Genomic DNA, 21,852 nt, shown 5'->3' with positions numbered 1-21,852 from the left:
ATCGACAGGAGCCCGCAGCCCCGACCTCTACCGGGAGCGGGCTAGGGTGCCATCGTGATCAATGCTTCTCGGTTGGTGGTCGTGTCCGGTGGCGGGACGGGGATCGGACGGGCGATCGCCGGCGCCTTCGCGAGTGATGGGGACCGGGTGGTCATCATCGGGCGGCGCGAGGAACTGCTGCGGCGGGCGGCCGAGGAGATGAACCGGGCGACCGGCTCGGAATCCGTGATCCCGATCGCGGCGGACCTGACGGAGCCCGACCAGGTCGGGCGCGCGGCGGATCAGATCGCCGAGCGGGGTACGGTCGACGTGCTCGTGAACAACGCGGGCGCGATCATCACACCGCCGGCCGACCGGGGCCTCGGCGCGCTGGCCGCCTCCTGGCGGCACGACCTGGACATCAACCTGATCACGGCGGTGCTGCTCACGAACGCGCTGCTGGACCGGTTGAGCCGGCCGGGCGGGCGGCTCGTCATGATCAGTTCGGCGGCGGCGCAGCGGGGTGGTGCGGGTCCACATTCGGCCGGCTCGTACGCGGCGGCGAAGGCGGCCCTGCACGGCTGGGCTCTCGGATTGGCCCGGCAGCTGGGCCCGGACGGCATCACGGTGAACGTCCTGGCCCCCGGCTACATCCAGGACACCGACATCTTCCGCGGCCAGGACACCCCGGAGTTCGCGGCCACGAAGATCGCCGACACGCTGGTCGGGCGCCCGGGCACACCGGCCGACGTGGCGGCCGCGGTCCGCTACCTGGCCTCCGCCGATGCCGGCTACTTGACCGGCCAGATCATCGGCCTGAACGGCGGAGCAGTCCTCGGCCGGTGAGCCGCCGCCAGGCATGTCGTTCCGGCCCCCGGCTGGTGGTGAGCGCTGTTTCAGAGGCTTGAGGCAGCACTGGCGGGGTTGCATCCCGTACCTAGGTACAGGTTTACCGTCGAGTGGACGGCGCCGCACCGGTGCCCGAACCAGTTGCTCGAGGGAGCCTGTGATGTCGTTTGACGTTCCGGATGCGTGCACGCTGCCCACGGCCGAGCGGCCGTTGCGGCTGGCCGAGTTCGACGACCTGTTCGCGACGGCCGTGCGCCGGGTCGACCCGATCGGCGCCACCCACGCCCGGCTGCACCTGACCGGCCCGGACGGGTTGGCGGACCGGGTGCGGGATCTGGCCGCGCGGGAGACTGGGTGTTGCTCGTTCTTCACCTTCACCACCACCGGGGCACCGGCGGCCGACGGCGAGGCGGTGGTGCTCGACATCGAGGTCCCGGCCGCGCACGCTGACGTACTGGCCTCTCTTACCCAGCGGGCTCGCGCCGTCTCGGCGGGGGCGACGTCATGACCGCCGGCCTGCTGAATCTCACTGAGCTGTCTGCCGAGTCCGGGGTGCCCGCGCCTCGGCTGCGGCAATACGCCGAGGCTGGGCTGCTGCCGCCGGCCCGCCGTGACGGCGGCCGGCTCGGGTACCCGCCCGCCGAGGTCACTACTGTGCGGGCGCTGGCCGGCGCCGAGGACCTTGGCCTCGACGCCGACACACTTGCCACGCTGGCCGCCGGTTGGCGCGACGGCGAGTGCACCAGCACACAGCATCGCCTGGCCGCTGCGGTCACCGCCCGGCTCGACCAGGTGCAGGCCGATATCGCCGAGCGGAACCGGCAGGCCGTCGCAGCCGGTCCGGGTACCGCCGCCTGGGCGACGGAGATCGGCGGTAGTGCGTCGCTGTCGGAGGACGCGGCCCGGCTGCAGGCCGTATCGGCCGCCCTGACCACCGCGGCGCACGACGGGCCCTGCGGGGACGGCTGCGGCTGCGCCACCGCGCTGGCCGCCGCTGGCACGACCTACCATTTCCCGCACGATGCCACCTCCAGCGAGGCGGCACTTGCCTGTGACCTCGTCGCCGACGGCGGCGACGCCCACGATCGGATCGGCGTGTGGCAGCAGGCCCTCGCGCGCGTGGAACGCCGCGACCCGCTCCCGGATACGCCTGACGGTGTGGCGTTGCGGTTCCCGTTCGACGTCGAACTCGCCGCCAGCCTGGGCCGGTTGGCCGCCGCAGAGTACCGGTGCTGCTCGTTCGGCAGCTACACGCTCATCGTCGACGGCGCCGGGCTGCGGCTGGAGGTCCGCATGCCCGGCGAAGCCGCAGGCATGCTCGCCGCGGTCGTCGGCCTGCCAGACACGGGGGTCAACGATGCAGCGCATCAGCCGTGACGACCTGCGCGCCCTGCTCGACGCGGGCAGCGTCACCCTTGTCGAGGCGCTACCTGAGCCGCACTACGACGCGGAACACCTGCCGGGCGCGGTGAACCTGCCCAGTGACCTCACCGCCGAACTGGCCGCCCAGCTCGCTTCGGACTCGGCCGGGACGGTGGTCACCTACTGTTCCGGCCCGTCGTGCGGCCGGTCCAAGGTCGCCGCCGCCGCATTCGGTCGGCTCGGCTACCGCGACGTGCGGGTCTACGAAGGCGGCAAGATGGACTGGGCCGCTGCGGGGCTGCCCTTCGAGGGCAGCCGGACCGCTCCAAGGATGACCCGGTGAGCGCAGCGAAGCGGACCGAGCTGCGCACCAGCGAGGTCGCCGAACTGGCCGGCGTCAACATCCAGACCCTGCGCTACTACGAACGCCGCGGCCTGCTGGCCGAACCGCATCGCTCGAACGGCGGACACCGGCTCTACCCACCCGACACCGTCGCCCTTCTTCAGGTGATCAAGGCGGCGCAGCGGCTGGGTTTCACCCTCGACGAGGTCGCCGATCTGCTCGACGCGGGCCGGCGCCGGCACCCGAGCCCGGACCTGCGCGAGCGAGCTATCGGCAAGATCGCCGAGATCGACCAGAAGATCGCCGACCTCACCACCATCCGTGCCTCGCTCACCGAGGTCGTCGACGCCCGCTGCGACAGCCTCACCAACTGCACGTGCACCGACTGCCCGATCCCGTATCTGACCATCGGAACCACACGACCCTCCGGAGACTTTGCATGAGCCAGCCCTTGCCGTCACCCAGCCCCACCGGGCACCCGATGCCGGGAATCGACAACGCGCCACCACGGCGCAGCAAAGTCACCGGCGGGCTCGCCGCATTGGCCTGCGCCGCCTGCTGCGCCCTGCCGGTCCTCATCGCCGCCGGCGTTCTCACCGGCGCCGGCGCGGCGATCCTGGAGAAGACCTTGCTCGTCGTCGCCACCGGCCTGGCCGTCCTGGCATTGGGGATGTGGTGGCTGCACCGGCGCCGAACCGTCCAACGAGCCGCAGCGTCCGGGGCTGGCTGCGCGTGCGGCAGCAGCGGATGCGGCTGCTGAACGGCGCCCGGGTGCGGCACCCGAACGGTGCCGCACCCGGACAGTGTGGTGGCATACGCCGGTGACGATCATCCGGTCCATCCTGCTGTTCGCCCTGGCCGCGCTCGCCGAGATCGGCGGGGCCTGGCTGATCTGGCAAGGTGTCCGCGAACACAAGGGCGTGTGGTGGATCGGCGCCGGCATCGCCGCGCTCGGTGCCTACGGCTTCGTCGCCACCCTGCAGGCTGATGCAAACTTCGGCCGGATCCTCGCCGCCTACGGCGGCGTGTTCGTCGCTGGATCGCTGGGCTGGGCGATGTTGGTCGACAAGTTCCGGCCCGACCGCTACGACGTCATCGGCGCGGCCGTCTGCCTGGTCGGGGTGGCCGTCATCATGTATGCCCCTCGAAGCTGACCGGCGGCGGCAGGGTGGGCATACCGAACTCCACCGTGCTGGTGATCTTCCGCAGCCGCACGGATTGCTGCTGCTTGTCGGCCAGGAACCGCAGGGTGAGGTCGATGTCCTCGATCTCACCGATCCAGCCTTCGGCTTCATGGCCGTCGTAGCGCGGCAGCGCCAGGACCGGCCTGTGCTCGGTCAGGCGCCGGATGATTACGGCGATGACGTGGAACAGCTCGGCCGACATGGGGATGGCGCCCGTTCCCGGTTGGTCTTCGACGGTGCGATCACCAGCAGCGCGATCACTTCACCGTTGGCGCGTTGGTACTGGCGCACGCTCCAATGGTCAGCTCCACCAGTTCCTCGACGCGGATCCCGGTATGCCGCAGGACCTCCACGTACGCCCATTCCCAGAATTCGGCGTCCTCCTCCTTGGTCAGGGTGGCGGACTGCGCCGGTGGCGTGGTCGAGCACACGCACGGGTGGCCAGTGAGGGGCGCCGCCGGATTGCTCGGCTGGGGCTGGGGTGGTTTCGACAGCGCTGAGGCACCCCCCGGCGGGCTGGACACGGTCGGGCGTGGCGGGTGGGTTTCGTGGCGGTATGGGGGGGGGCCGCGCGGGGGGGGGGGGCGGGGCCGGGGCGGGGCGCCCCGGGGCGGGGCGCGGCCGGGGGTCACATGACGATGCCTGCCTGAGGGCCGGAGGAGGCCTTGACCACGCTGGGTACGTCGGCGGTCGGGGTGAGGGTGTAGGAGTAGAAGCTGCCCGGGGTGAAGGCTGAACCCGAGGTCTCCTTACGGCCGGTGGAGTTGACCACCGTGCTCCCGCTCTGGCGCAGTTGGGCGCCGGTCGCGGTGTCCGGGTAGTACGGGTTGTTGACCTTGTCGAAGTAGCTGTTCTCGATCACCATCTTGGTGGCGCCGCGCGCGTAGTTGCCGTACGAGGTGACGTTGTTCAGGTAGTTGTTGTAGAGGTGCGCGTACTGGAGGTTGTCCGCGCTGGGGTTGCGCTGGTTGGAGTTGTAGATCCAGTTGTGGTGGATCGTCATCCGCGCGGTCACGTTGGTCGTCCAGCCGATGCCGAACGTCTTGTTGTGGTCGCCCATCCGGTTCCACGACACGGTGATGTTGGTGCTGTCCTTGCGGCTGTCAATGTATCCATCGTTGATGTTGGTGAACGTGTTGTGGTCGATCCATACGTTCGACGCGGTGTCCATCTGGATGCCGTCGTAGTCGAAGTCCTTGTCGTCCGGGTCGTCGGACGCCATCGCGGTGTCGCCGATGGTGAGGTTCCGGATGATGACGTTGCGGACGCCGGCGCCGAGGAAGAAGCCGCCGTTCTTGATCCGGCCGGTGGTGCCGAGCCCGACGATCGTCTTGTTGGACGTGATCGGGATCTCGTGACCGTACGGGGTCACCGTGATCGTCCCGGAGACGCGGATGACGTGTGCCGTCGACGCGGTCGCGTACTTCACCAGGTCGGCGAAGGTGGACACGGTGACGGCGGTGCCGCCCGCCCCACCGGTGGTGCCTTGCGCGAATCCGTCCGCGGTGTTCGACCACGATCCGGGTGTGGAGCCGACGGCGGTGAACGACCACTGCATGCGGGCGATGTCGGAGCAGGCTTCCTGCACGATCGGGTTGTTGCCGGCGGTGGAGCCGTCCTTGTTGCTGACGCACAGGCCGTTCGACGCGCTCTTGATGAGGTATTTGCCGGGTGCGGCCGTGGATGCGGTCAGGGACCAGGTCTGGTTGGCGCTGGCGCCGCAGGTCCACTGCCACAGCTGAACCCCGGCGGTGGTGTCCGAGTAGGGCACGTCCACGCACTTGCCGCTGGCGCTGTTGGTGAACCCGAACGCACCGTTCTGCGCCGCCGCGCCGAACAGCTGGCTGGTGTTGGACGTGCTGCACGCCGCCTGGGTCAGCAGTCCACCGTTGGCGGTGCCGGCGACCTGGACGCATTTGCCGCTGGATCCGGAGGCGAGCGTGTAGACGCCGCCGGCGACCGGGACGACGGCCGCCTCGGACGGCAGTGTCGCGACGACGATCGCGGTGGGTACGGCGACGGCCAGCACGGCCGCGGCGATGAGTTTCCTCTTGAACATGATCGTCATCCCTCTCAGCCGACCGGGTTCCAGCCGTCGGCGCCGGCCAGATATTTCTGCGGGGTGTAGTTGGCCGCCTGCGAGTCGCTCAGCTGCGGCCGGTTGCTGTTGGTCGTCGCGCCGGCTCCGGTGTTCCGGTATTCGGTGAACCGGGCGTTCTGCCAGGTGTTGGTGGACATGTCGGTCCACGGCTGGGCGGTGCGGATGGTGTTCGACAGGTTCGATTCGCGGAACAGCACCTGGGCGCCCTGCCGCCAGGGCCGGCCGAGCGTGGTGTTGTTGGTGCCGGTTCCGGTGATGGTGCACTTGTAGAACAGGAAGCCGTACGTCTTCTCGGCCGGTGTGCTGGCCGCGGTCAGCGGCCCGCCGGTGGAGCGCTTCTCGTGGATGCGGCTGTTGCTGAACACCGCGATCCCGGCGCCGAAGATGAAGTCGACGGTGCCCTCGACGTACGAGTTGGTGAAGTAGGTCCGGGCGTTGTTGTCGACCAGGAAGGTGTCCTGGTCGCCGAGCAGCCGTACGTTGTCGAACCGGGCCCGGTCGGCGTCCAGGTAGAGGGCGAGCGCCTGGTCACCGGTCTCGTAGGTGTTCTCGTCGTAGTCGTTGGTGATGGTCAGGTTCGTGACGGTCAGTTCCTTGCCGTACGCCTGGACCGTCCCGCTGCCGCCGAGCCCGTAGTGTCCGGCGTCGCGGTTGTTGACGATCGTCGTCTGCGCGTTGGAGGTGCCGAGGCCCTGCAACGTGATGTACGGCTTGTTCGCCGGGATGGTGACGATCTCCCGGTAGGTGCCCGGCTTGATGGTGATCACCCGGCGGGTGGTGTTGTTCGCCGGCACCGCGTCGATGGCGGCCTGCACGGTCCGGTAGGTGCCGGTGCCGTCGGCCGCCACGGTCGCGGTGGTGGTTCCGCCGCCGGAGACCTGGTTGAACGACCACTGCATGCGGGCGATGTCGGAGCACGCTTCCTGCACGATCGGGTTGTTGCCGGCGGTGGAGCCGTCCTTGTTGCTGACGCACAGGCCGTTCGACGCGCTCTTGATGAGGTATTTGCCGGGTGCGGCCGTGGACGCGGTCAGTGACCAGGTCTGGTTGGCGCTGGCGCCGCAGGTCCACTGCCACAGCTGAACCCCGGCGGTGGTGTCCGAGTAGGGCACGTCCACGCACTTGCCGCTGGCGCTGTTGGTGAACCCGAACGCGCCGTTCTGCGCCACGGCGGTGAAGAGCTGGCTGGTGTTGGACGTGCTGCACGCCGCCTGGGTCAGCAGTCCACCGTTGGCGGTGCCGGCGACCTGGACACATTTGCCGCTGGATCCGGAGGCGAGCGTGTAGACGCCGCCGGCGACCGGCGTGACGGCCGCCTCGGACGGTAGCGCGAACAGGCCGACCACGACGGCCGGCACGGCTAAGAAGAGGGGGATTGCTCGTCGCATGAACGACTCTCCTCAGAGGGACGGGGATTGCTGAACCGGTTCATTGATACCGCTGCGATTAACTCTTGTAAATATCTGATTTCGCTTATAAACCTGCCCTGACCTGCGCACATGCTCGGCCCATGACCTATAGGTGCACGCTGATGCCTCAGGATTACAGAATTTTGAAAAGCAACTCACGAGGTACGCATCGTGGATCCGTCCCCGGTGCGGCTGACGAGGAACGACGTCGCCGGGAGGCTGCCGTCGGCACGGCGCGGCCCTTCGGCCGAAGCCGGGTCGGTGGACCGGAAGACCGGGCGCCAGCTGTTGCCCGCGGCGGCGGTCTGTGGCGCGAGATCGGCGGGGGTACGGTTGCCGGCCGCCACGTTCGAGCGCAGTCGCACCACACCGGACGGCATCGAGAAACCGGTCGCGCCGTTGCGCCAGGCCGTGTTGGCGGTCAGGCGCATGAACGCGGTGTTCTCGTCATCGGAGAATCCGTGCTGTTGATTCCCCCACGCCGCGTTGTTGCGGACCACGTGCGCCGCTCGGGGCGCCGGATCACCGCCGCCGAGCGCGAAACCGTTGACCCCGTTGGCGTACGACCAGTTCGTGTCCATCGTCACCGGGCTCGCGAAGTCACCGAGGTCGAAGCCGTTGTCACCGTTGCGGTAGGCGCGGTTGCCGCGGACCTGGTTGCCGCCGCCGGATCCGAACTTCACGCCCAGCCCGATGCCCTGGTTGTCGAAGAAGTCGCTGTCCAGAATCTGGTTGGCCACCGTGCCCGGGTCGCGCAGCGTCAGCCCGCCGCGCACGTTGCCGTGCAGGGTGAGCCGTTGGAACACGTTGTTCGCACAGGCGACGCAGACGTACGCGTGGCTGCGCGACCCGGTGACCTCCAGCTCGCGTACCGTCCAGAAGTCGGCTTCGTGGGTGACCGCCCACTTGTCGTCCGGCAGCGCGGACGCGTCCAGCACCGGCCGTTCGCCCGGACGGCCGGCGAGCGTGATCCGGTGACCGGCGTCGCCGCTGGTGGTGATGACGATCGGCGCGGTGAGCCGGTAGATCCCGCCACGCAGCGCGATCGTCTGCCCCGGCCGCACCGTCTCGACCGCGCGGGCCAGCGTGTAGGGCCGGGCCAGGGTGCCGTCCCCGTCGGCGGCGCCGTCCGGAGCGGCCACGATGGTGGCGGCGGGCGGCCGCGGCGGCTCCTGCTTCTCGGTGCGCACGGCGTACGAGAAGGCTCCGGCGGCGACCACCGACGCGGCCGTGGCCGCCGCGACCAGCTTGACCGGCTTCAGCGTCGCGGTGATCCGGGCCGATGCCGCCCCGACCGCGGCGACCAGCCCGAACAGCAGATTCTCCGGAGCGATCAGACCTTTCCGGTACGGGGCACAGCGTGCGCAGGCGCGAGTGTGCCGCACCAGCCGTTTGCGCCACAGCGGTCCGGGCGTGCCGTCCCAGCCCGCGATCGTGGCGGTCAGCTCCGCGCACGTCCCCGCGTGCAGCGCCCGGACCACCACGCGGGCCGCGTCGAGCTGGTGGCGCATCCGCTTGATCCGGACCGCGGTGTGGCCGCCGGTGGTGTTCAGCGCGGCGGCCAGCTGGGCCCGGGTGATCTCCCCGGCCGCCTCCCGCCACCACAGGGCCAGCAACCGCCGGTCGTCGTCGCCGAGCCAGCGGGACGCCTCGGCCACCTCCCGGCGCTGACCGGCGAGCACGAGTTCGGCGACCGTGCGGGCAGCGAAATCGCTGCCCGGATCGGGTAGATCGCCAGGGGCGCCGCGATGCCGCCCGAGCCACCGGCGCCGCGCCCGCAGGTGTACGCGGACCTGCCGGTGCGCGATCGCCAGCAACCAGGGACGGAACCGTTCCGGGTCGCGCAGCGCGGGCAGATCCCGCATCACCAGCAGGAGCGTCTCCTGGACGACGTCGTCGACGTCGGGATGGCCGTTGAGCGCCCGGCCGACGACATCGCGGACGAGGGTGAGGTGGTCGGCGACCAGCCGCTCGAAGGCGGCACGGTCGCCCCGCTGCGCGGCGCGGACGAATTCGGGGACGGACATGCTCAGTGGTGTCGGCGGCGCTCACCAGATAACCGAAATGAGCGAGGGCGGCGGGAACCCGGCGCTCGACGGGATCGGCGACCGGGTCGCGCTCGGCGGGCCGGGCGGCCGGTTCGCGGCCGACCTCGACGCCCCACGCTGGTGGATCGCCGGTGACGAGAGCGCCCTGCCGGCCATCGGCAGCCTGCTCGACGCCCGGCCGGCCTCCGCGAGCGCCCACTGACAGCCGGCTGATGGGTTTCGGCTGGTCGTGGAGTTGTGTCGGGGCGCTGGGGACAGCACTCACGACCAGCCGGGGGATCACGTGGCTTCGAAGAAGCGGGCTCGCACGCGGTGTAGCCACGACTCCACGGCCGGCCGGTCCGGCTCGCTGGGCAGGGCCGCCGGTGCGGTGTCGAAACGGGACTCGTAGTCGGCCATCATCCGGCGAGCCAGGTCCACGTCACCGGCGGCGACCCGTTCACCGAACTCCAGGAAGCGCTGCGGATCGTCGAGGCGGAGCCGGAGATGGCCGGTGACGTACAGGTCGAGCCCCTGCGCGCACAGGCGCAGCAGATGCCGGGCGTGTTTCGCGGTGCGTTTGCGGGTGTCGGCGGAGAACGAGCCGTCGCCGCGGGCTTCGAGCCGTTTGAACTGCTGGGTGGCGTACCCGAGATAGGAGTCCCGGACGCGTTTCGCCGACAGGAAGGCGGTGCGGATGCCGATCAGGTCGTCACCGAGCGGATGCCGTGTCTCGTACAGGTCTTCGGGCAGCCACATCAGTTCGGACACCGTGGGGTTGCCGCCGAGCGCGAGGTTGGCATACCTGCGGGCCTCATGGAAGGTGGCGTCCGGCTTGCTCGACACCACGGAGTCCGCGGGGAAGGCGAGTCCGTGGAAGGCGGTGGTCGGGGCGGCGAACACACCGAGCCGGTCGATGTCGGACCCGGGGCCGGCCAGGCCGTAGGCGGTGGAGCCGACGATGCCGGACAGCAGGACGTTGGCGGGCTCGATCATGACCGCATCCTCCCGTCGGGGCAGGCCGCCGGGCAACGCGAATTCGGTGAGCCCGGCCAGGGCGGGGGCGCGGGCACGCCCTGGCCGGTGAACGTGTCGTCACATCAACATTGACCGTCGGCGATCACGTAATGGTTCGGGCCGGTCTGGCGCAAGGTGTGAACGATGAAGGTGTTCCACAGGCCCATCGCCTGGCCCGACCCGTTGGCGAACGTGCTGCCACCGGACCGCGTAGCCCGCCCGGCGACTGTGTGCGCATAGTTGCTGGCGGTGAAACACGGCTGCGACGACGGTGTGGGCGACGGCGGCGTGGGCGACGGCGGCGTGGCGCCACCGGACAGGCCCCACGACTGGGCGATGTAGTACGACGAGCAGACCGAGGCGAGATAGTACGAGCCGGTCGTGCCGCACTGGTTCTCGGCGCCGCCCGGCGCGACCGGGGTGCCGTGCCCGAGTCCAGGCACCCGGTAGAGCGCGACGGCGTCCCGGTAGTACTCGACCGTGGTGCCGCCGGGCAGCGCCGCCGTCGAGGTCGCGGTCTGCGGAACGCCCCACACGTTGGTCCACTGGTCACGCAGTTCGGTGGCGTTCGCCGGGACCACGGTGGTGTCGGCGGTGCCGTACCAGACGCCGATCCGCGGCCACGGTCCGGTGTACCCGGGATGGGCGGCGCGGACCAGGTCACCCCACTGTTTCGGGGTCTTCGACTGGGCCTGGTACTGGCAGATGGTGCCGCAGTCGTAGGGCAGCCCGGCGACCACCGCGCCACCGGCGAACACGTCCGGGTAGGCGGCCAGCATCACCGCGGTCATCGCGCCGCCCGCGGAGAGCCCGGTGACGTAGACCCGGCCGGGATCCGAGCCGTACGCCGTGATCGCGTGATCGACCATCTGTCTGATCGACAGCGCCTCGCCCCGGCCGCGGCCGATGTCGCCGGCGGTGAACCAGTTGAAGCAGGACAGCGCGTTGTTCGACGACGTCTGTTCGGGGAACACGACGGCCGCCCGGTAGAGGTCGGCGTACTTGGGCCAGCCGGAGTGACCGTAGTAGTCGGTGGCGCTCTGGGTGCAGCCGTGCAGCGCCACCACGAGCGGGCGGCCGGCGGGCAACCCGGTCGGCACGTACGAGTACATACGCAACGCGCCCGGGTTGCTGCCGAACGACGAGACCTGGGTGAGGGTGGCGGCCGCGTTCGCGGGGGAGAACGGCGACAGGACGAGACCGGTGAGGGTCAGCGCCGCGGCGAGCAGCGCCGACCCCAATCTGCGGGGATTCATGGTCGCAGACGTTACGATCCGGTTAACCGGGCCGTAACGTGTGCGATCGCCACAACCTCACCCGCGCCTATGTGGACGCCGGGGGACTCAGTGGCAGTGGCCGTCACGGCCGAGGGTGGCCGCCACGGTCACGCCGGGCCGGGTCCACTGCGGCACGGGCCGGCTCGCCGGACCCCAGGACGGGGAGCCGTCCGCCTCCGTGCGCCAGTACCAGCACGGATGGCGCCCTTCGGGACGGCCGTCGGGCTGGTCCTCCCACTCCTCGCCGCGCCCGTAGGCGGTCATGTCGAGCAGCGCGAACGTCGGATTCAGCGCCTCGTTGCCGCGCCCGGTGGTGGAGTAGGTGAGAAACGTGCGGTCGCCGACGCGCAGGTAGGTGGCGAGAACGCCCATGTCCCCGCCGGCCGGGCCGTCCACCCCGCGCACCGAATACCACGGCTGCGTGTAGCCCATGAACGCGGTGTACGCCGCCACCTCCGGCCACCGCCCGGTGGTCACCACCGCGAACGAGACCCCGCGCGCGTTGAGGTAGGCCGCGTCCCGCAGATGCCAGGCGGCGTTGGTGCAGCCTTCGCACTGCCCCTGGTGCGGCGCGCCGTCGTACCACATGTGTTTGTACACGACGAGCTCGTCGCGGCCCTGGAACAGATCGATGAACGGCACGGGTCCGTCGGGGCCGGTCACCTCGACCGTACCGTCGAATTCCACCATCGGAAGCCGGCGGCGGGCCGCCGCGATGGCGTCGCCCTCCCGGGTGTGTGCCTTCTCGCGGACCAGCAGCGCGTCGCGCGCGGCCTGCCAGGTGGCCAGGTCGGCGACGGCCGGATGGCCGGGCTTGATGTCGGTCATGGTTACCTCCGGAGTCGAAGCTTCACCGGGGTAGACCGACGATCGACCCCGAACTCATCGGTACGCGCGCCGCGCGCCCGTGGGAATGTCGGGCCGTGAGCCGACGGGGGCCGTTGTTACCCGCGAACATGCGATCAAGGAATAGTTCGGACCGGCCGATGACCGAGCCGTCCGGGGACGATTTCCGGAGTGGACCCGGGCGGCTGCGATCTGATCAGTTCATTTTCGGACCACATCGGACGGAGCGCTGCTCGGCCGTGTCGGCGAGGAGGCTACCCGATAGGGCGAGCCTGTTCCCGGCACGTTGTGCGCCGCTCCGGGGTGCCGATAGCTTCCAGACTCAGTAACCGCGACTGGTGAAATGGGGCGGCCAGCGGAATGATCAGATCCGGCGGTAAGGAATCCTCGATAAACAAAGCGATCCAGGATCTGGCGAAATGTGATGTCGCCGGGCTCCGGGGCGATTCACGGGACGCGGTCGCGGAGCTGAGAGACATCGTCGACCGGATCGCCCGGATCCGGCGCGGCGAGATCCGGATCGTCGCCGCCGGGGCGGTGGCGTCGATGAAGTCCACCACCTTGGCGTTGCTGCTGGGCCGCCGGTCGGTGTTGCGGGTCGGGCTGGGGCCGGTCACCGCCGCCCCGACCGAATTGCGGCTGCTCCAGGGCGACGAGGCGGCCGGGCCCGGCAGCGTGCAGATGCTCACCGAGACCGAGGCCGCCGGGCGGGCCCGTGAGCTGCTCGGCCTCGGCGTGGACGACACGCGGACGCTGGCCGAGCTGGCCACCGTGGAGCACCGCAATCAGCCGATCCTGGCCGGGATGCTGCACAGTGCGGAGCTGTTCGGGTTTGGGACCCGGCACGATCTGGACACCTTCCTGGCCGCCTGCGAGAAGGCCGGCGGCGACCGGATCGGCGGGCTCGGCGCTCCGCTGATCCAGCGGATCGCGATCGACGTGCCGGTCCCGGCCGAGGTCTGGGACCTGTCCTGGGCCAGGGGCCGGGCGGTGACCCTCGTGGACCTGCCCGGCACCGGCGAGGGCCGGGCGCTGGAGAACCTGTTCCGGGACCGGCAGCAGGAACTGGCCCACATCGCGCTGAACATCGTGGCGGTCACCGGCGGTTCGGCGTTCACCCCGCCGGTGTTGCGCGGCTCGCCCAACTGCGTGTTCGTCGCCACCAAGATCGACCGGGTGGAGCAGCCGGAACACCCCAACGAGGTGCGGGCCATCGAGGAGGCCGTCGCGGAGTGTCTCGCCGAGTGGCGGATCGGCTCCCGGCGGGCCAGGGTCGCGGCGGTCAGTGGCATGTGGGCGTTCGCCGACGAGGCGTCCTGGCTGGAGTTCGACCCGGAGAATCTCGGCTGGCCCGAGGCGCGGGCGAAACGGGAGGCGTGGGCCGCGGCCGGCTGGGGCGACCCGGGCGCGACCGCCGGCGAGTTCCGTGCGGCCGTCGAGGCGGCCCTGACCGACGGCGGCGCCCGGCGTCTGCGCGAGGTGATCGAGGAACTCGCCGATCCCGGCGACGCGCGGATCGACGAGCTGGAGGAGCAGCGGCTGCTGGCCCGCGCCGACGAGCTGATCGGGCAGGTGCTCGCGGGGGACACCGCGCCGGTGACCGGCGATGTGGTGGTCCTGCTGGACCGGTCGGAGAAGGACCCCGAACCGGTCTACGACCTGCGCCGCGTCGCCGAGGAGTGCGCCGTCACGGCGATCTACGACTGCCCGGACTGGGAGACGATCCGCCGGTCGTTCCGGGCCGACGGCTCGCTGCGGGTGCCGTTGGAGGAGGTTCGCGCCGTGCTCGCGGCCATCGACCTGGGTGAGATCGCCGGCGCCGCGATCCGTGACGCGACCGCCGAGATGGACGAGGTTCTGCGGGACTGGGCGCAGCCGTACCTCGACGCGGTGGGCGCCGACGCCAAGCGGCTCAGCGGGACGCGGGTGGAGCCGACGGCCGGCGACCCGGCCGGCCGTTTCGTGGAGCTGTCGCGGGGACTGTTCCGGGTCCTGACCGACAGCCGGCGGGTGGACCTCGGTGACGGCCGTGCCCCGGCCCCGTCGAGTTTCACCTTCCAGCAGGTCGCCAGGGTCCGTGACGAGCTGGCGCTGCTGCTGGCGCGGATGATCATCGAGAGGCTCAAACCGGCGACCGAACTCGCCCGTACCGAGGTGCACAGCGCACTGAACAAGCCGGTCGTCCGGGACACCACCCCCACCGTGCAGCGTCAGCTCAGCCAGGTTCGAGCCTCGCTGCGCCGGATGGTCGTGAGGTCGGCGGCGACATGAGCGCCGAGCCGCCGGGCCCGGAACTGCACCGTTCCGCCGCGGTGGCCCGGCTCGTCCTGCGCCCGGGGACGATTCCCGGCAGCGTGGAACGGGTCGACCTGCTCGACGGCGCGGCGACGGTCTCCACCACCCGGTTCGTGCCGGCCGTCGACGTGGGCGGGCGCGCCGGCCGGCTGGACCTGACCCCCTGGCCGGGCGTCCCGGCTGAACCGATCCTCGTCGTCTACCACCGCACCCGTCAGCCGGGCTGTCGCGGTGTTCCGCCGCTGTCCCGCGCCGCCTTCCGCCTCGACCCGACCGATATCAAGGAGCCGGTGATGACCCACCCGGAAACACCCGAGGACCCGGCCACCGCGCCGGACCGTGCCGTCGTGGGCGTCGCGGCGACGGTCGACTTCGGCAGCACCCGCACCGTCGGCGGCGTGCACGATCTCCGCTCGGTCTTCTACCGCCCCCGGCAGTTGCCGGAGGAGGCCCTGCGGCGGGCGGCCGAGGTGGGCGCCTTCACCTACGACACCGACAGCGACCCGGCCCTGCAGATCGAGGCCAAGACCGACTTCGATCCCACGGTACGGGCGCGCGCGTGGCGCGAGGTGCTCGGCTGGCCGCCGCTGGCCCGTAACCACCTCGCCGCCACCCGTGCGGTGAGCAGCGACATCGTCGTCACCGACGGGGTCGTCGGGTTCGCCGGGGAGACGGTCGGCGACGCGGCGCGGATCCGGGGCAGCAAGCGGTATCTCGCCGACCTCGACCGGGAGGTGCCGGGAACCGGGATGACCGGCCGTGACCTGTTCCCGCGGATCTACCGGAGATTCCTGGAACTGGTCGTCGAGGAGCTCGACCTTCCGGCCGGGCCCCGGTGGCTCAGCGTCACGTTCCCGACCCGGCTGCCACCGGACCGCCGCGACGCGCTTCTCGAACTGCTGGAGAAGGACCAGATCGCGTCGCAGGTCGACATGCGCATCGACGAGGCGGCCGCCGCGGCCAGCTTCTACCTGCTCAAACGGTTCGGCAACGACGCCGTCCTCGGCGTCGAGGCGTTCCGTCTGCACGCCCGCTGCCCGCAGGGTTTCCGGGCCTGGGACGAGCCGCGGACCTGGGACGCCGCCCGGGAATGGCACGAGAACCTGCTGGTGATCGACGTCGGCGGCGGCACCACCGACTGCGCGCTGGTCAAGGTGGCGGTCGCGGACGTCGGCCCGGCCGGCGCCGGAAACGACAGCCCGGGCCGCTACTACCGGCTCCAGCCGCAGGTGATCGCCTCCGGCGGCCGGCTGCATCTCGGCGGCGACCTGCTGACCCTGTCCATCTACACGCTGCTCAAGCAGCGGTACGGGCTGCCGGACAGCGCCACCACGTTCGCGGGTGTGGAGGAGCAGATCGGCGCCGAACGCCGGACCGCCTTCGAGACGCTGTGGAAGGCGGCCGAACAGGTCAAGCGGATCGGACTGCGCGACGAGGAGCCGCGCCGGGTCGACGTCGTCTTCGGCACCGGTGCGGGTGGTGACCGGAACACCGTGCACGTGGCGGCCGAGAAGCTCGGCAAGGGGCACGGCGACGGCACGGCCGACCGGCGGATCACCGTGACCGCCGAGGACCTGGCCGCGATGATCGACGACGTGGCGCTGCGGGTGGCCGCACTGGCCACCGGCATCGCCGCCGGCGGGCTGCACACGCTGCGGCCGAAGGGCGCCAGGACGCCGTACGCCGAGCAGTCGGTCGACGCGGTGCTGCTGTCCGGCGGCTCGATGCTGGGCACCGCCCTGCGGCTGCGGCTCGAGGACGCGCTGCGGGAACGGTTCGCCGGCGACGGCCTGGACCCGGGTTTCGAACTGCACTTCGACGAGACCTACTGCAAGGTCGGCACGGTGCTCGGCGGCATGTACCTCAACGCGGTCAGCCGGTTCAGCCCGCACCCGGAGGACGCCAAGGTGGTCGCCGGGCTGCTCAACGGGCGCTCCTACTTCGGTGTGGACGTGTCCCGGCTGCACACCAACCTGGCCGCCGACTTCTTCGTCCAGCACGACGCCGAGGGCGCGGACTGGTCGGAGCCGATCTTCCGGCGCGGCGACGCGCTGACCGGTCACGGCTCGGCCGCCTATGCCGTCAGCGGTTCCTACTCGCTGATCCCGCACATCCTGGTGCACCGCTTCGACGTGAGCCCGGGCGAGGACGCCGACCAGCACAGCGGCACCGGCACCGCCCTGACGGTGTGGGCCGAGGACGACCTGCCCCACCAGCTCGCCACCGAGCTGGCCGCGCGGAAGATCGGCATGCGCTTCGAGATCGACCAGGAGGAACGGATCACCCTGCAGATCGGCCGGGGAACCCCGCGACCGGTGCTCGACGGTGAACCGGTCGCCCTGGCCGCGGACGCGCCGGCCGACCTGGTCCGGGACCGGGTGCTCGTCCGTGACCTGTGCCTGGACGTGGTCAACGCCGGCATCGGGGTCCTGGATCTGGACCCCGGCGACTACCTGATGCGCGCGGGCACCCCGGTCAGCCCCGGCGGCACCGTGCTGGCCGTCGACGGCCGGCTGCTGTACGCGGCCACCCCGGCCACGGGTGACCCGGACGGGGATCCGGATCGACGGTTCGACCTGCTCCTGGAGATACCGTCCGGGCATCACTGGCTGTCGGTGGACGAGGCGGGCGCGCTGCGAACGCATGAGAAGCGGCCGCTGCCGCAGACCGTCGAACGGCTGGAGGACCTGCTGACCGCGGACGAGGGCACCGTGTTCCAGCGGCAGCTCAACTCGCCGTCGCACTTCGACGAGGAGAAGGACCCGTTCAATGGCAAGCGCTGAACCGCTTGCCGACGACCTGGCCCGGGACCTCAGCGAGGTGCTCGGCCGGCCGGTCGCGGCCGCCGGGTTCACCGGTCGCCGCGACGGCGCGGTCGCCCCGCTGATCGGCCTGCTCGCCGAGGCCGACCCGTTGACCCGGTCGATGGCGGCCCGGCTGGCCGCCGAGTGGACCGCGGCCGGCAGCGTCGACAGTGTCCGCCCGGCCGCGTTCACCGCCTCGGCCGGCTACGAGTTCCCGACGCTGCGCGCCGGCGAGACCACCCTGCTCACCGGCTTGCGGACGGTTGCCCCCACGGACGGCGACGGTGCCGCCGGTACGGTCGGCGGGCTCGCCGACACCGCCGCGATGCTGCTCGGCGGGCTCGCCGAGGTGGTGCTCATCGAACCCGGCCGGCCCGCCACGCAGCGGGTGCCCGGGTGGGTGGCCCGGCTGCGCCTGCTCACCATCCGCGACGGTCTGCGGGCGGAGCCGGCCGACCGGTGGGCGGTGGCGACCCACGAGGCGGTCTCGTCGGTGTACCTGCCGTCGGCGCGGCACGGTTCACTGTGGCGTGATCTGCTGGGTGCGCTCACCGCGTACACGATGAAGGTTCTGATCGAGAACGGCAGTGACGTGCAGGCCGACCTGTTCCGCCGTGACGACCCGAGCTTCCGCAAGTACATCGATCTGGCGCGATGTTCGGTGCTGTCCGGCCATCCCCAGGCCAACGGGCACGTGCTCCAGGTGGTGCGGCTGCCCCGGATGTCCGGCGGCGACCTCACCCCGGGGTACGCGCTGCTCGCGCCGGAGGGAAACTGAGATGCCGGTCTTCCCGATCTACATCCTGGCCGACCGGTCCGCGTCGATGGCGCACACCGCCGGGCCGGTCACCGCGATCACCGTCGTCAACGAGGTCATCCGGGACCTGCTCGCCAGCCTCTCCCGTGACCCGACCATCCGGCACCAGACCCGGATCTGCCTGGTCTCCTTCGCCGCCGACGCCACCGTCGACCTGCCGCTGACCCGGCTGCACTCGACGACCGCCGTACCCGAGCTGACGGCGAGCGGGCCCACCTCGTTCGCGGCGGCGTTCGACCGGCTCGCCGCCGCGCTGCGGGCCGACCTGCCGGCTCTCGGCCCGCACACCGACACGATGGTCTTCATGCTCACCGACGGGCAGGCCAACTCGTCGCGGGACGTGACGTCCGGCTGGCAGACCGAGTACGACGCGATGCTCGCCGCCGCCGGTGGCGCGGGCCGGTTGCGGCTGATCCCGTTCGGGTTCGGCCAGGTGCACACGGCCACCCTCGCCCGGCTCGCCTCGGACCCGGCCGCCGCCTACATCGCCGCGCACGCCGCCCAGCCGAGCGAGGCCATCCGGCGGTTCGGTGAGCTGATCCTCAAGTCGGTGGTGTCGAGTGTGGTGCACGGGGAGCCGCGTACCGTCGCCCCACCCGGCAGCCAGGTCCTCGGCGAGCCGGTGGAGCCGTGATGTCGGACCTGCCCACCCTCGGCGCCACCGACCGGCCCTGGCTGGAACCGCAGCTCTACCGGGGCCCGGTGAACACCGTCCCGCCGGCGCTCGCCTACGACGGCGGGCAGGCCGGAGCACTCACCGTCCGGGCCGGGACGGTCGCCGGCGAGCAGCGGCGGCCCTGGCACACCGGCAACGACGCGTTCGCCGTCTGGACCGACCCGCACGCCCGGCTCTGCCTGCTCGCCGTCGCCGACGGGGTCGGCACCGGCGAGCAGGCGGGCCGCGCCGCCCGGTGGGCCACCGGGTACGCGGTGAAATCCTGCCGGACCCGGCACACCCGACCCGGCATCGATCTGCCCACCCTGCTGCGCGGCATCGTCGGCGACGTCGACGCCAGCCTGTCCGCCCACCTCAGCGAACCGATGACCACGCTGACCATCGCGCTCCTCCCCACCGCGGTGCCGGCCGGCGGTTCGGTCACCGCCGCCGTCGCCGCGGTCGGCGACTCCACCGCCTGGCTGATGCGCGGGGGCCGGGTCACCCCGCTGTTCGGTACGCGCGCGGCGAGCCGGCCGGCCCCGCCCACCTTCGCCCTGCCCGGCCACGGCCACCGGCTCACCCTGCGGGAACCGGTGCTGCACGACGGCGAGACGCTGATCCTCGCCACCGACGGGCTGTTGAGCGGGGAAGCGGAGGAACCGGCGACCGGATTCCTCGCCCGGATGTGGGCGGCGCCGCCGACCCCGCTGGAGTTCCTCGCGGCGCTCGGCGTCCGCCGGGCCGACCGCGACGACGACCGCGCCGCCGCGGTCGCCTGGATCGGCCACCACGAGCTGCCCGCCGGCGTCACGTGATCGAACCGGGCTGGTGGCTGATGGCTCTGGTCGTGGCCGGGCAGATCCTCACCGCGCCGGCCCGGCGCTTGATCGACCGCCGCCGCGCCGAGGCCGGTCATCTCTACCAGGCGGCCGCCGAACTGCGCCGTCGCGCCGCCCGGCGCGCCGATCCGGCCGCCGTCGCCGCCCGCGGGCTGCGGCGACGGGCGCGGCGGGCCCGCTCGGACGCGGTCACCGCTCTCTGCGGGCTGGCCGTCATCTGGATCGGCGCCCAGATCGCCGTGTGGCGTGCCGAGGTCAACGCCGCGTGGGACGGGCTGCCGCTCGACCCCGGCCGGGTGCTCGCCGTCACCGCGGGCACCCTGCTGACCGGGCTGCTGTGGCTGTGGTGGGCGCTGCGCCGCGCCGGCGACCCGGCGGCCCGCGACCGGGCGCTCGCGCACACCCTGTCGCTGGCGGTGGCCGGGGCGGCCGTCGCGCTGCCGTTCGGGCCGGCCCCCGAGACGACCGTGCTCAGCGCCGTAGCGGTCGTGCTGTCACCGGTGTTCCGGCGGGCCGTGGAACTCACCGGCACGCCCCGCGCGACGATCCCGCTCTCCCGCCGGGCGCGGGAGCTGGTGGACCGGCACACCGTCGGTGACGTCGCCGAGCTGCTCGACGTGGTGACGGCCGACCGGGTCCGGGAGCACGGCACCATCGGCTGGCACGAGCACATCCGGGCCGCCACCATCGACGGGGACCCGCGATCGTTCGTGCACAAGCGGTTCACCGCCGGCGGGCGGCGGGAGCTCACGCCGTACCGCGAGATGTTGTCCCGGATCGACCGGCTGCCGCCGGACCGCCGGGATCTCGCCGCCCGGATCCTGCTCTGGCCGGTCGCGGTCGTCGCCGACGGCGACACCGCCACCGGAGTCCTCTACGAACGGATCACCTCACCGTTTCTGCTGGTCGGCGGCGACCTGCAGACCGGTGACTACCTGTGCGACGAGGAACCCGACTACACCGGCAGCCGCCGGACCACCGTCCGGCAGCGGGCCGAGATCGCCCGGGACGTGGCCGCCGCGCACGAGTTGCTGCATTCGCTCGGGCTGGCGCACGGCGACACGGCCTGGAAGAACTTCGCCTACGGGGTACGCGGTGACACCGGTGTGGGTCTGCTGATCGACACCGACGGGGTGGTGGCGGCGGACGACCGGGCGGCGCCGCGGATCCATCAGCCGCTGTGGGAGACCCCCGACGGGCTGACCCCGGCACAGCGCGACGTGGTCCGGGTCGCGTTGCTGACCGCCCGGCTGGCCCACCCGGAACCCGACCTGTCCGCGGCGGGGCCACCGGCGCAAGCGGTGCCGTGGTTCACGCCCGAACTGCGCGGCCTGGTGGAACGCATCCTGGCCGCCCCCGCCCGGGGTTCGATCGGCGACCTCGCGGACGCGCTGCGCGGCGCGGTCACCGCGTCCGAGCGTCCCGTCAGCCCGTCGGGGGCTTCGCCTTCTGCGGGTAGACGGTCTCGTGGCGGGCCAGCATCGCGACGAACTCGGTGATCTTGCGCTGGCGGGTCTCGGCCCGTTTGACGGCGTTGAGGCGGTGGATCAGGGCGAACCGGTTGGTCTTGGTGAGGACGTCGAACATGGCCTGCGCGGCCGGGTCGGCGGCGATCGCGGCCAGCAGGTCGGCCGGCGCCTCGGCCTCCGACGGCGGGGCGTAGGCGGCCGCCCACCGGCCGTCGGCCTTCGCGGCCTCCACCGCGGCGCGGCCGGCGGGCAGCATCCGGCCCTCCGCCTCCAGCCGGGCGACGTGCCCGACGTTGCGCTGCGACCAGGAGCTGCGGGCCGTACGCGGGGTGAACCGGATCCACGACGAGTGCTCGTCGCGTTTGCGGGCCTGCCCGTCGATCCAGCCGGCGCACAGTGCCTCGTCGACGGCCTGCTGCCAGGTGAGCGTGGTGACGGTGCCGCCCTTCCTGGTCAGGGCGAGCCACACGCCGGGGGAGGTGGTGTGGTGCTCGGCCAGCCAGGCCCGTAGCGCCGTGGCATCCGCGACGATCAACTCTTCCAGTTCCGCTTTGCCCATGGCGGCAGGGTAGTTCA

23 protein-coding genes are annotated in these 21,852 nt (G+C 71.7%); 14 read left to right on the top strand and 9 right to left on the bottom strand.

Going from position 1 to position 21,852, the window contains the following annotated elements:
* Positions 1-54: 54 nt before the first annotated feature.
* The 7 genes from J5X75_RS34715 (at position 55) to J5X75_RS34685 (ending at position 3,687) form a co-directional block, all read left to right on the top strand.
* Positions 55-825 carry an SDR family NAD(P)-dependent oxidoreductase gene (locus J5X75_RS34715; protein WP_307798453.1) on the top strand — a complete coding sequence of 257 codons (771 nt, stop codon included), beginning with the start codon at positions 55-57 and terminating at the stop codon, positions 823-825.
* Positions 826-988: 163 nt separating this feature from the next.
* A complete protein-coding gene (locus J5X75_RS34710) occupies positions 989-1,336 on the top strand; it encodes a hypothetical protein (protein ID WP_208471867.1) in 348 nt (115 codons plus the stop codon).
* A complete protein-coding gene (locus J5X75_RS34705; RefSeq protein WP_208471866.1) occupies positions 1,333-2,205 on the top strand; it encodes a MerR family transcriptional regulator in 873 nt (290 codons plus the stop codon). The genes J5X75_RS34710 and J5X75_RS34705 overlap by 4 nt, the downstream gene beginning before the upstream one ends.
* On the top strand, positions 2,186-2,533 hold the full coding sequence (locus J5X75_RS34700) for a rhodanese-like domain-containing protein (RefSeq protein WP_208471865.1): 348 nt from the start codon (positions 2,186-2,188) through the stop codon (positions 2,531-2,533). Before J5X75_RS34705 ends, J5X75_RS34700 begins: the two co-directional genes overlap by 20 nt.
* On the top strand, positions 2,530-2,976 hold the full coding sequence (locus tag J5X75_RS34695) for a MerR family transcriptional regulator (protein ID WP_208471864.1): 447 nt from the start codon (positions 2,530-2,532) through the stop codon (positions 2,974-2,976). Before J5X75_RS34700 ends, J5X75_RS34695 begins: the two co-directional genes overlap by 4 nt.
* A complete protein-coding gene (gene merT, locus J5X75_RS34690) occupies positions 2,973-3,293 on the top strand; it encodes a mercuric ion transporter MerT (protein WP_208471863.1) in 321 nt (106 codons plus the stop codon). The genes J5X75_RS34695 and merT overlap by 4 nt, the downstream gene beginning before the upstream one ends.
* A gap of 61 nt (positions 3,294-3,354) precedes the next feature.
* Positions 3,355-3,687 (top strand): YnfA family protein, encoded by a 333-nt coding sequence (locus J5X75_RS34685; protein ID WP_208471862.1) that lies wholly within the window; start codon positions 3,355-3,357, stop codon positions 3,685-3,687.
* Here the strand turns inward: J5X75_RS34685 and J5X75_RS34680 are convergent.
* The 5 genes from J5X75_RS34680 to J5X75_RS34660 form a co-directional block, all read right to left on the bottom strand.
* Positions 3,665-3,919, bottom strand: a complete 255-nt coding sequence (locus J5X75_RS34680) for a hypothetical protein (RefSeq protein ID WP_238490481.1) — start codon at positions 3,917-3,919, stop codon at positions 3,665-3,667. The two genes, J5X75_RS34685 and J5X75_RS34680, sit on opposite strands and share 23 nt — an antisense overlap.
* Positions 3,920-3,974: 55 nt before the next feature.
* On the bottom strand, positions 3,975-4,148 hold the full coding sequence (locus tag J5X75_RS34675; protein WP_208471861.1) for a hypothetical protein: 174 nt from the start codon (positions 4,146-4,148) through the stop codon (positions 3,975-3,977).
* Between the two features lie 197 nt (positions 4,149-4,345).
* Positions 4,346-5,776 (bottom strand): pectate lyase family protein, encoded by a 1,431-nt coding sequence (locus J5X75_RS34670; RefSeq protein WP_208471860.1) that lies wholly within the window; start codon positions 5,774-5,776, stop codon positions 4,346-4,348.
* A 14-nt stretch (positions 5,777-5,790) separates the two neighbouring features.
* Complete coding sequence (locus tag J5X75_RS34665) at positions 5,791-7,176, bottom strand: pectinesterase family protein (protein WP_307798451.1); 1,386 nt, start codon at positions 7,174-7,176, stop codon at positions 5,791-5,793.
* Between the two features lie 206 nt (positions 7,177-7,382).
* Positions 7,383-9,254, bottom strand: a complete 1,872-nt coding sequence (locus J5X75_RS34660; protein WP_238490480.1) for a sigma-70 family RNA polymerase sigma factor — start codon at positions 9,252-9,254, stop codon at positions 7,383-7,385.
* Between the two features lie 37 nt (positions 9,255-9,291).
* Between J5X75_RS34660 and J5X75_RS34655 the strand changes: the two genes are divergently transcribed.
* Positions 9,292-9,477: a hypothetical protein gene (locus J5X75_RS34655; protein ID WP_208471858.1), complete on the top strand. Its 186-nt coding sequence runs from the start codon at positions 9,292-9,294 to the stop codon at positions 9,475-9,477.
* 77 nt (positions 9,478-9,554) lie between these two features.
* On the opposite strand, the gene J5X75_RS34650 is transcribed toward J5X75_RS34655, so the two are convergent.
* From J5X75_RS34650 to J5X75_RS34640, 3 genes are all read right to left on the bottom strand, one after another.
* Positions 9,555-10,250 carry a nucleotidyltransferase domain-containing protein gene (locus J5X75_RS34650; RefSeq protein ID WP_208471857.1) on the bottom strand — a complete coding sequence of 232 codons (696 nt, stop codon included), beginning with the start codon at positions 10,248-10,250 and terminating at the stop codon, positions 9,555-9,557.
* Between the two features lie 104 nt (positions 10,251-10,354).
* Positions 10,355-11,527 carry an extracellular catalytic domain type 1 short-chain-length polyhydroxyalkanoate depolymerase gene (locus J5X75_RS34645; RefSeq protein ID WP_208471856.1) on the bottom strand — a complete coding sequence of 391 codons (1,173 nt, stop codon included), beginning with the start codon at positions 11,525-11,527 and terminating at the stop codon, positions 10,355-10,357.
* 87 nt (positions 11,528-11,614) lie between these two features.
* The gene (locus tag J5X75_RS34640) at positions 11,615-12,376 is read right to left on the bottom strand and encodes a DUF899 family protein (RefSeq protein ID WP_208471855.1); all 762 of its coding nucleotides are present in this window, start codon (positions 12,374-12,376) and stop codon (positions 11,615-11,617) included.
* Between the two features lie 378 nt (positions 12,377-12,754).
* Here J5X75_RS34640 and J5X75_RS34635 point away from each other — a divergent pair, with 378 nt between their 5' ends.
* From J5X75_RS34635 to J5X75_RS34610, 6 genes are read left to right on the top strand one after another with little or no spacing between them, the layout of a single operon-like run.
* The gene (locus J5X75_RS34635) at positions 12,755-14,665 is read left to right on the top strand and encodes a GTPase family protein (RefSeq protein WP_208471854.1); all 1,911 of its coding nucleotides are present in this window, start codon (positions 12,755-12,757) and stop codon (positions 14,663-14,665) included.
* Complete coding sequence (locus J5X75_RS34630; protein WP_208471853.1) at positions 14,662-17,472, top strand: acetate and sugar kinases/Hsc70/actin family protein; 2,811 nt, start codon at positions 14,662-14,664, stop codon at positions 17,470-17,472. The genes J5X75_RS34635 and J5X75_RS34630 overlap by 4 nt, the downstream gene beginning before the upstream one ends.
* Positions 17,459-18,271: a serine/threonine-protein kinase gene (locus J5X75_RS34625; RefSeq protein ID WP_208471852.1), complete on the top strand. Its 813-nt coding sequence runs from the start codon at positions 17,459-17,461 to the stop codon at positions 18,269-18,271. Before J5X75_RS34630 ends, J5X75_RS34625 begins: the two co-directional genes overlap by 14 nt.
* A 1-nt stretch (position 18,272) precedes the next feature.
* A complete protein-coding gene (locus J5X75_RS34620) occupies positions 18,273-18,944 on the top strand; it encodes a vWA domain-containing protein (RefSeq protein WP_208471851.1) in 672 nt (223 codons plus the stop codon).
* Positions 18,944-19,783 (top strand): protein phosphatase 2C domain-containing protein, encoded by an 840-nt coding sequence (locus J5X75_RS34615; RefSeq protein ID WP_208471850.1) that lies wholly within the window; start codon positions 18,944-18,946, stop codon positions 19,781-19,783. The genes J5X75_RS34620 and J5X75_RS34615 overlap by 1 nt, the downstream gene beginning before the upstream one ends.
* A 20-nt stretch (positions 19,784-19,803) precedes the next feature.
* Positions 19,804-21,306, top strand: a complete 1,503-nt coding sequence (locus J5X75_RS34610) for a protein kinase family protein (protein ID WP_208471849.1) — start codon at positions 19,804-19,806, stop codon at positions 21,304-21,306.
* On the opposite strand, the gene J5X75_RS34605 is transcribed toward J5X75_RS34610, so the two are convergent.
* Positions 21,233-21,835: a YdeI/OmpD-associated family protein gene (locus J5X75_RS34605; RefSeq protein ID WP_208471848.1), complete on the bottom strand. Its 603-nt coding sequence runs from the start codon at positions 21,833-21,835 to the stop codon at positions 21,233-21,235. The genes J5X75_RS34610 and J5X75_RS34605 overlap by 74 nt on opposite strands.
* Positions 21,836-21,852 lie beyond the last annotated feature (17 nt).

The organism is Actinoplanes flavus (assembly GCF_017592555.1).
Lineage (GTDB): Bacteria > Actinomycetota > Actinomycetes > Mycobacteriales > Micromonosporaceae > Actinoplanes > Actinoplanes flavus.
Note: the sequence above shows the minus strand (reverse complement) of the source record. Positions and strands in the feature narration are given on the sequence as shown.

Coding starts and splice junctions, on each gene's coding strand:
- J5X75_RS34635 (WP_208471854.1), top strand. CDS start 12,755: ATGATCAGATCCGGCGGTAAGGAATCCTCGATAAACAAAGCGATCCAG.
- J5X75_RS34640 (WP_208471855.1), bottom strand. CDS start 12,376: ATGACCGACATCAAGCCCGGCCATCCGGCCGTCGCCGACCTGGCCACC.
- J5X75_RS34650 (WP_208471857.1), bottom strand. CDS start 10,250: ATGATCGAGCCCGCCAACGTCCTGCTGTCCGGCATCGTCGGCTCCACC.
- J5X75_RS34705 (WP_208471866.1), top strand. CDS start 1,333: ATGACCGCCGGCCTGCTGAATCTCACTGAGCTGTCTGCCGAGTCCGGG.
- J5X75_RS34660 (WP_238490480.1), bottom strand. CDS start 9,254: ATGTCCGTCCCCGAATTCGTCCGCGCCGCGCAGCGGGGCGACCGTGCC.
- J5X75_RS34670 (WP_208471860.1), bottom strand. CDS start 5,776: ATGTTCAAGAGGAAACTCATCGCCGCGGCCGTGCTGGCCGTCGCCGTA.
- J5X75_RS34605 (WP_208471848.1), bottom strand. CDS start 21,835: ATGGGCAAAGCGGAACTGGAAGAGTTGATCGTCGCGGATGCCACGGCG.
- J5X75_RS34655 (WP_208471858.1), top strand. CDS start 9,292: ATGAGCGAGGGCGGCGGGAACCCGGCGCTCGACGGGATCGGCGACCGG.
- J5X75_RS34645 (WP_208471856.1), bottom strand. CDS start 11,527: ATGAATCCCCGCAGATTGGGGTCGGCGCTGCTCGCCGCGGCGCTGACC.
- J5X75_RS34700 (WP_208471865.1), top strand. CDS start 2,186: ATGCAGCGCATCAGCCGTGACGACCTGCGCGCCCTGCTCGACGCGGGC.
- J5X75_RS34710 (WP_208471867.1), top strand. CDS start 989: ATGTCGTTTGACGTTCCGGATGCGTGCACGCTGCCCACGGCCGAGCGG.
- J5X75_RS34620 (WP_208471851.1), top strand. CDS start 18,273: ATGCCGGTCTTCCCGATCTACATCCTGGCCGACCGGTCCGCGTCGATG.
- J5X75_RS34615 (WP_208471850.1), top strand. CDS start 18,944: ATGTCGGACCTGCCCACCCTCGGCGCCACCGACCGGCCCTGGCTGGAA.
- merT (WP_208471863.1), top strand. CDS start 2,973: ATGAGCCAGCCCTTGCCGTCACCCAGCCCCACCGGGCACCCGATGCCG.
- J5X75_RS34630 (WP_208471853.1), top strand. CDS start 14,662: ATGAGCGCCGAGCCGCCGGGCCCGGAACTGCACCGTTCCGCCGCGGTG.
- J5X75_RS34680 (WP_238490481.1), bottom strand. CDS start 3,919: ATGTCGGCCGAGCTGTTCCACGTCATCGCCGTAATCATCCGGCGCCTG.
- J5X75_RS34610 (WP_208471849.1), top strand. CDS start 19,804: ATGGCTCTGGTCGTGGCCGGGCAGATCCTCACCGCGCCGGCCCGGCGC.
- J5X75_RS34625 (WP_208471852.1), top strand. CDS start 17,459: ATGGCAAGCGCTGAACCGCTTGCCGACGACCTGGCCCGGGACCTCAGC.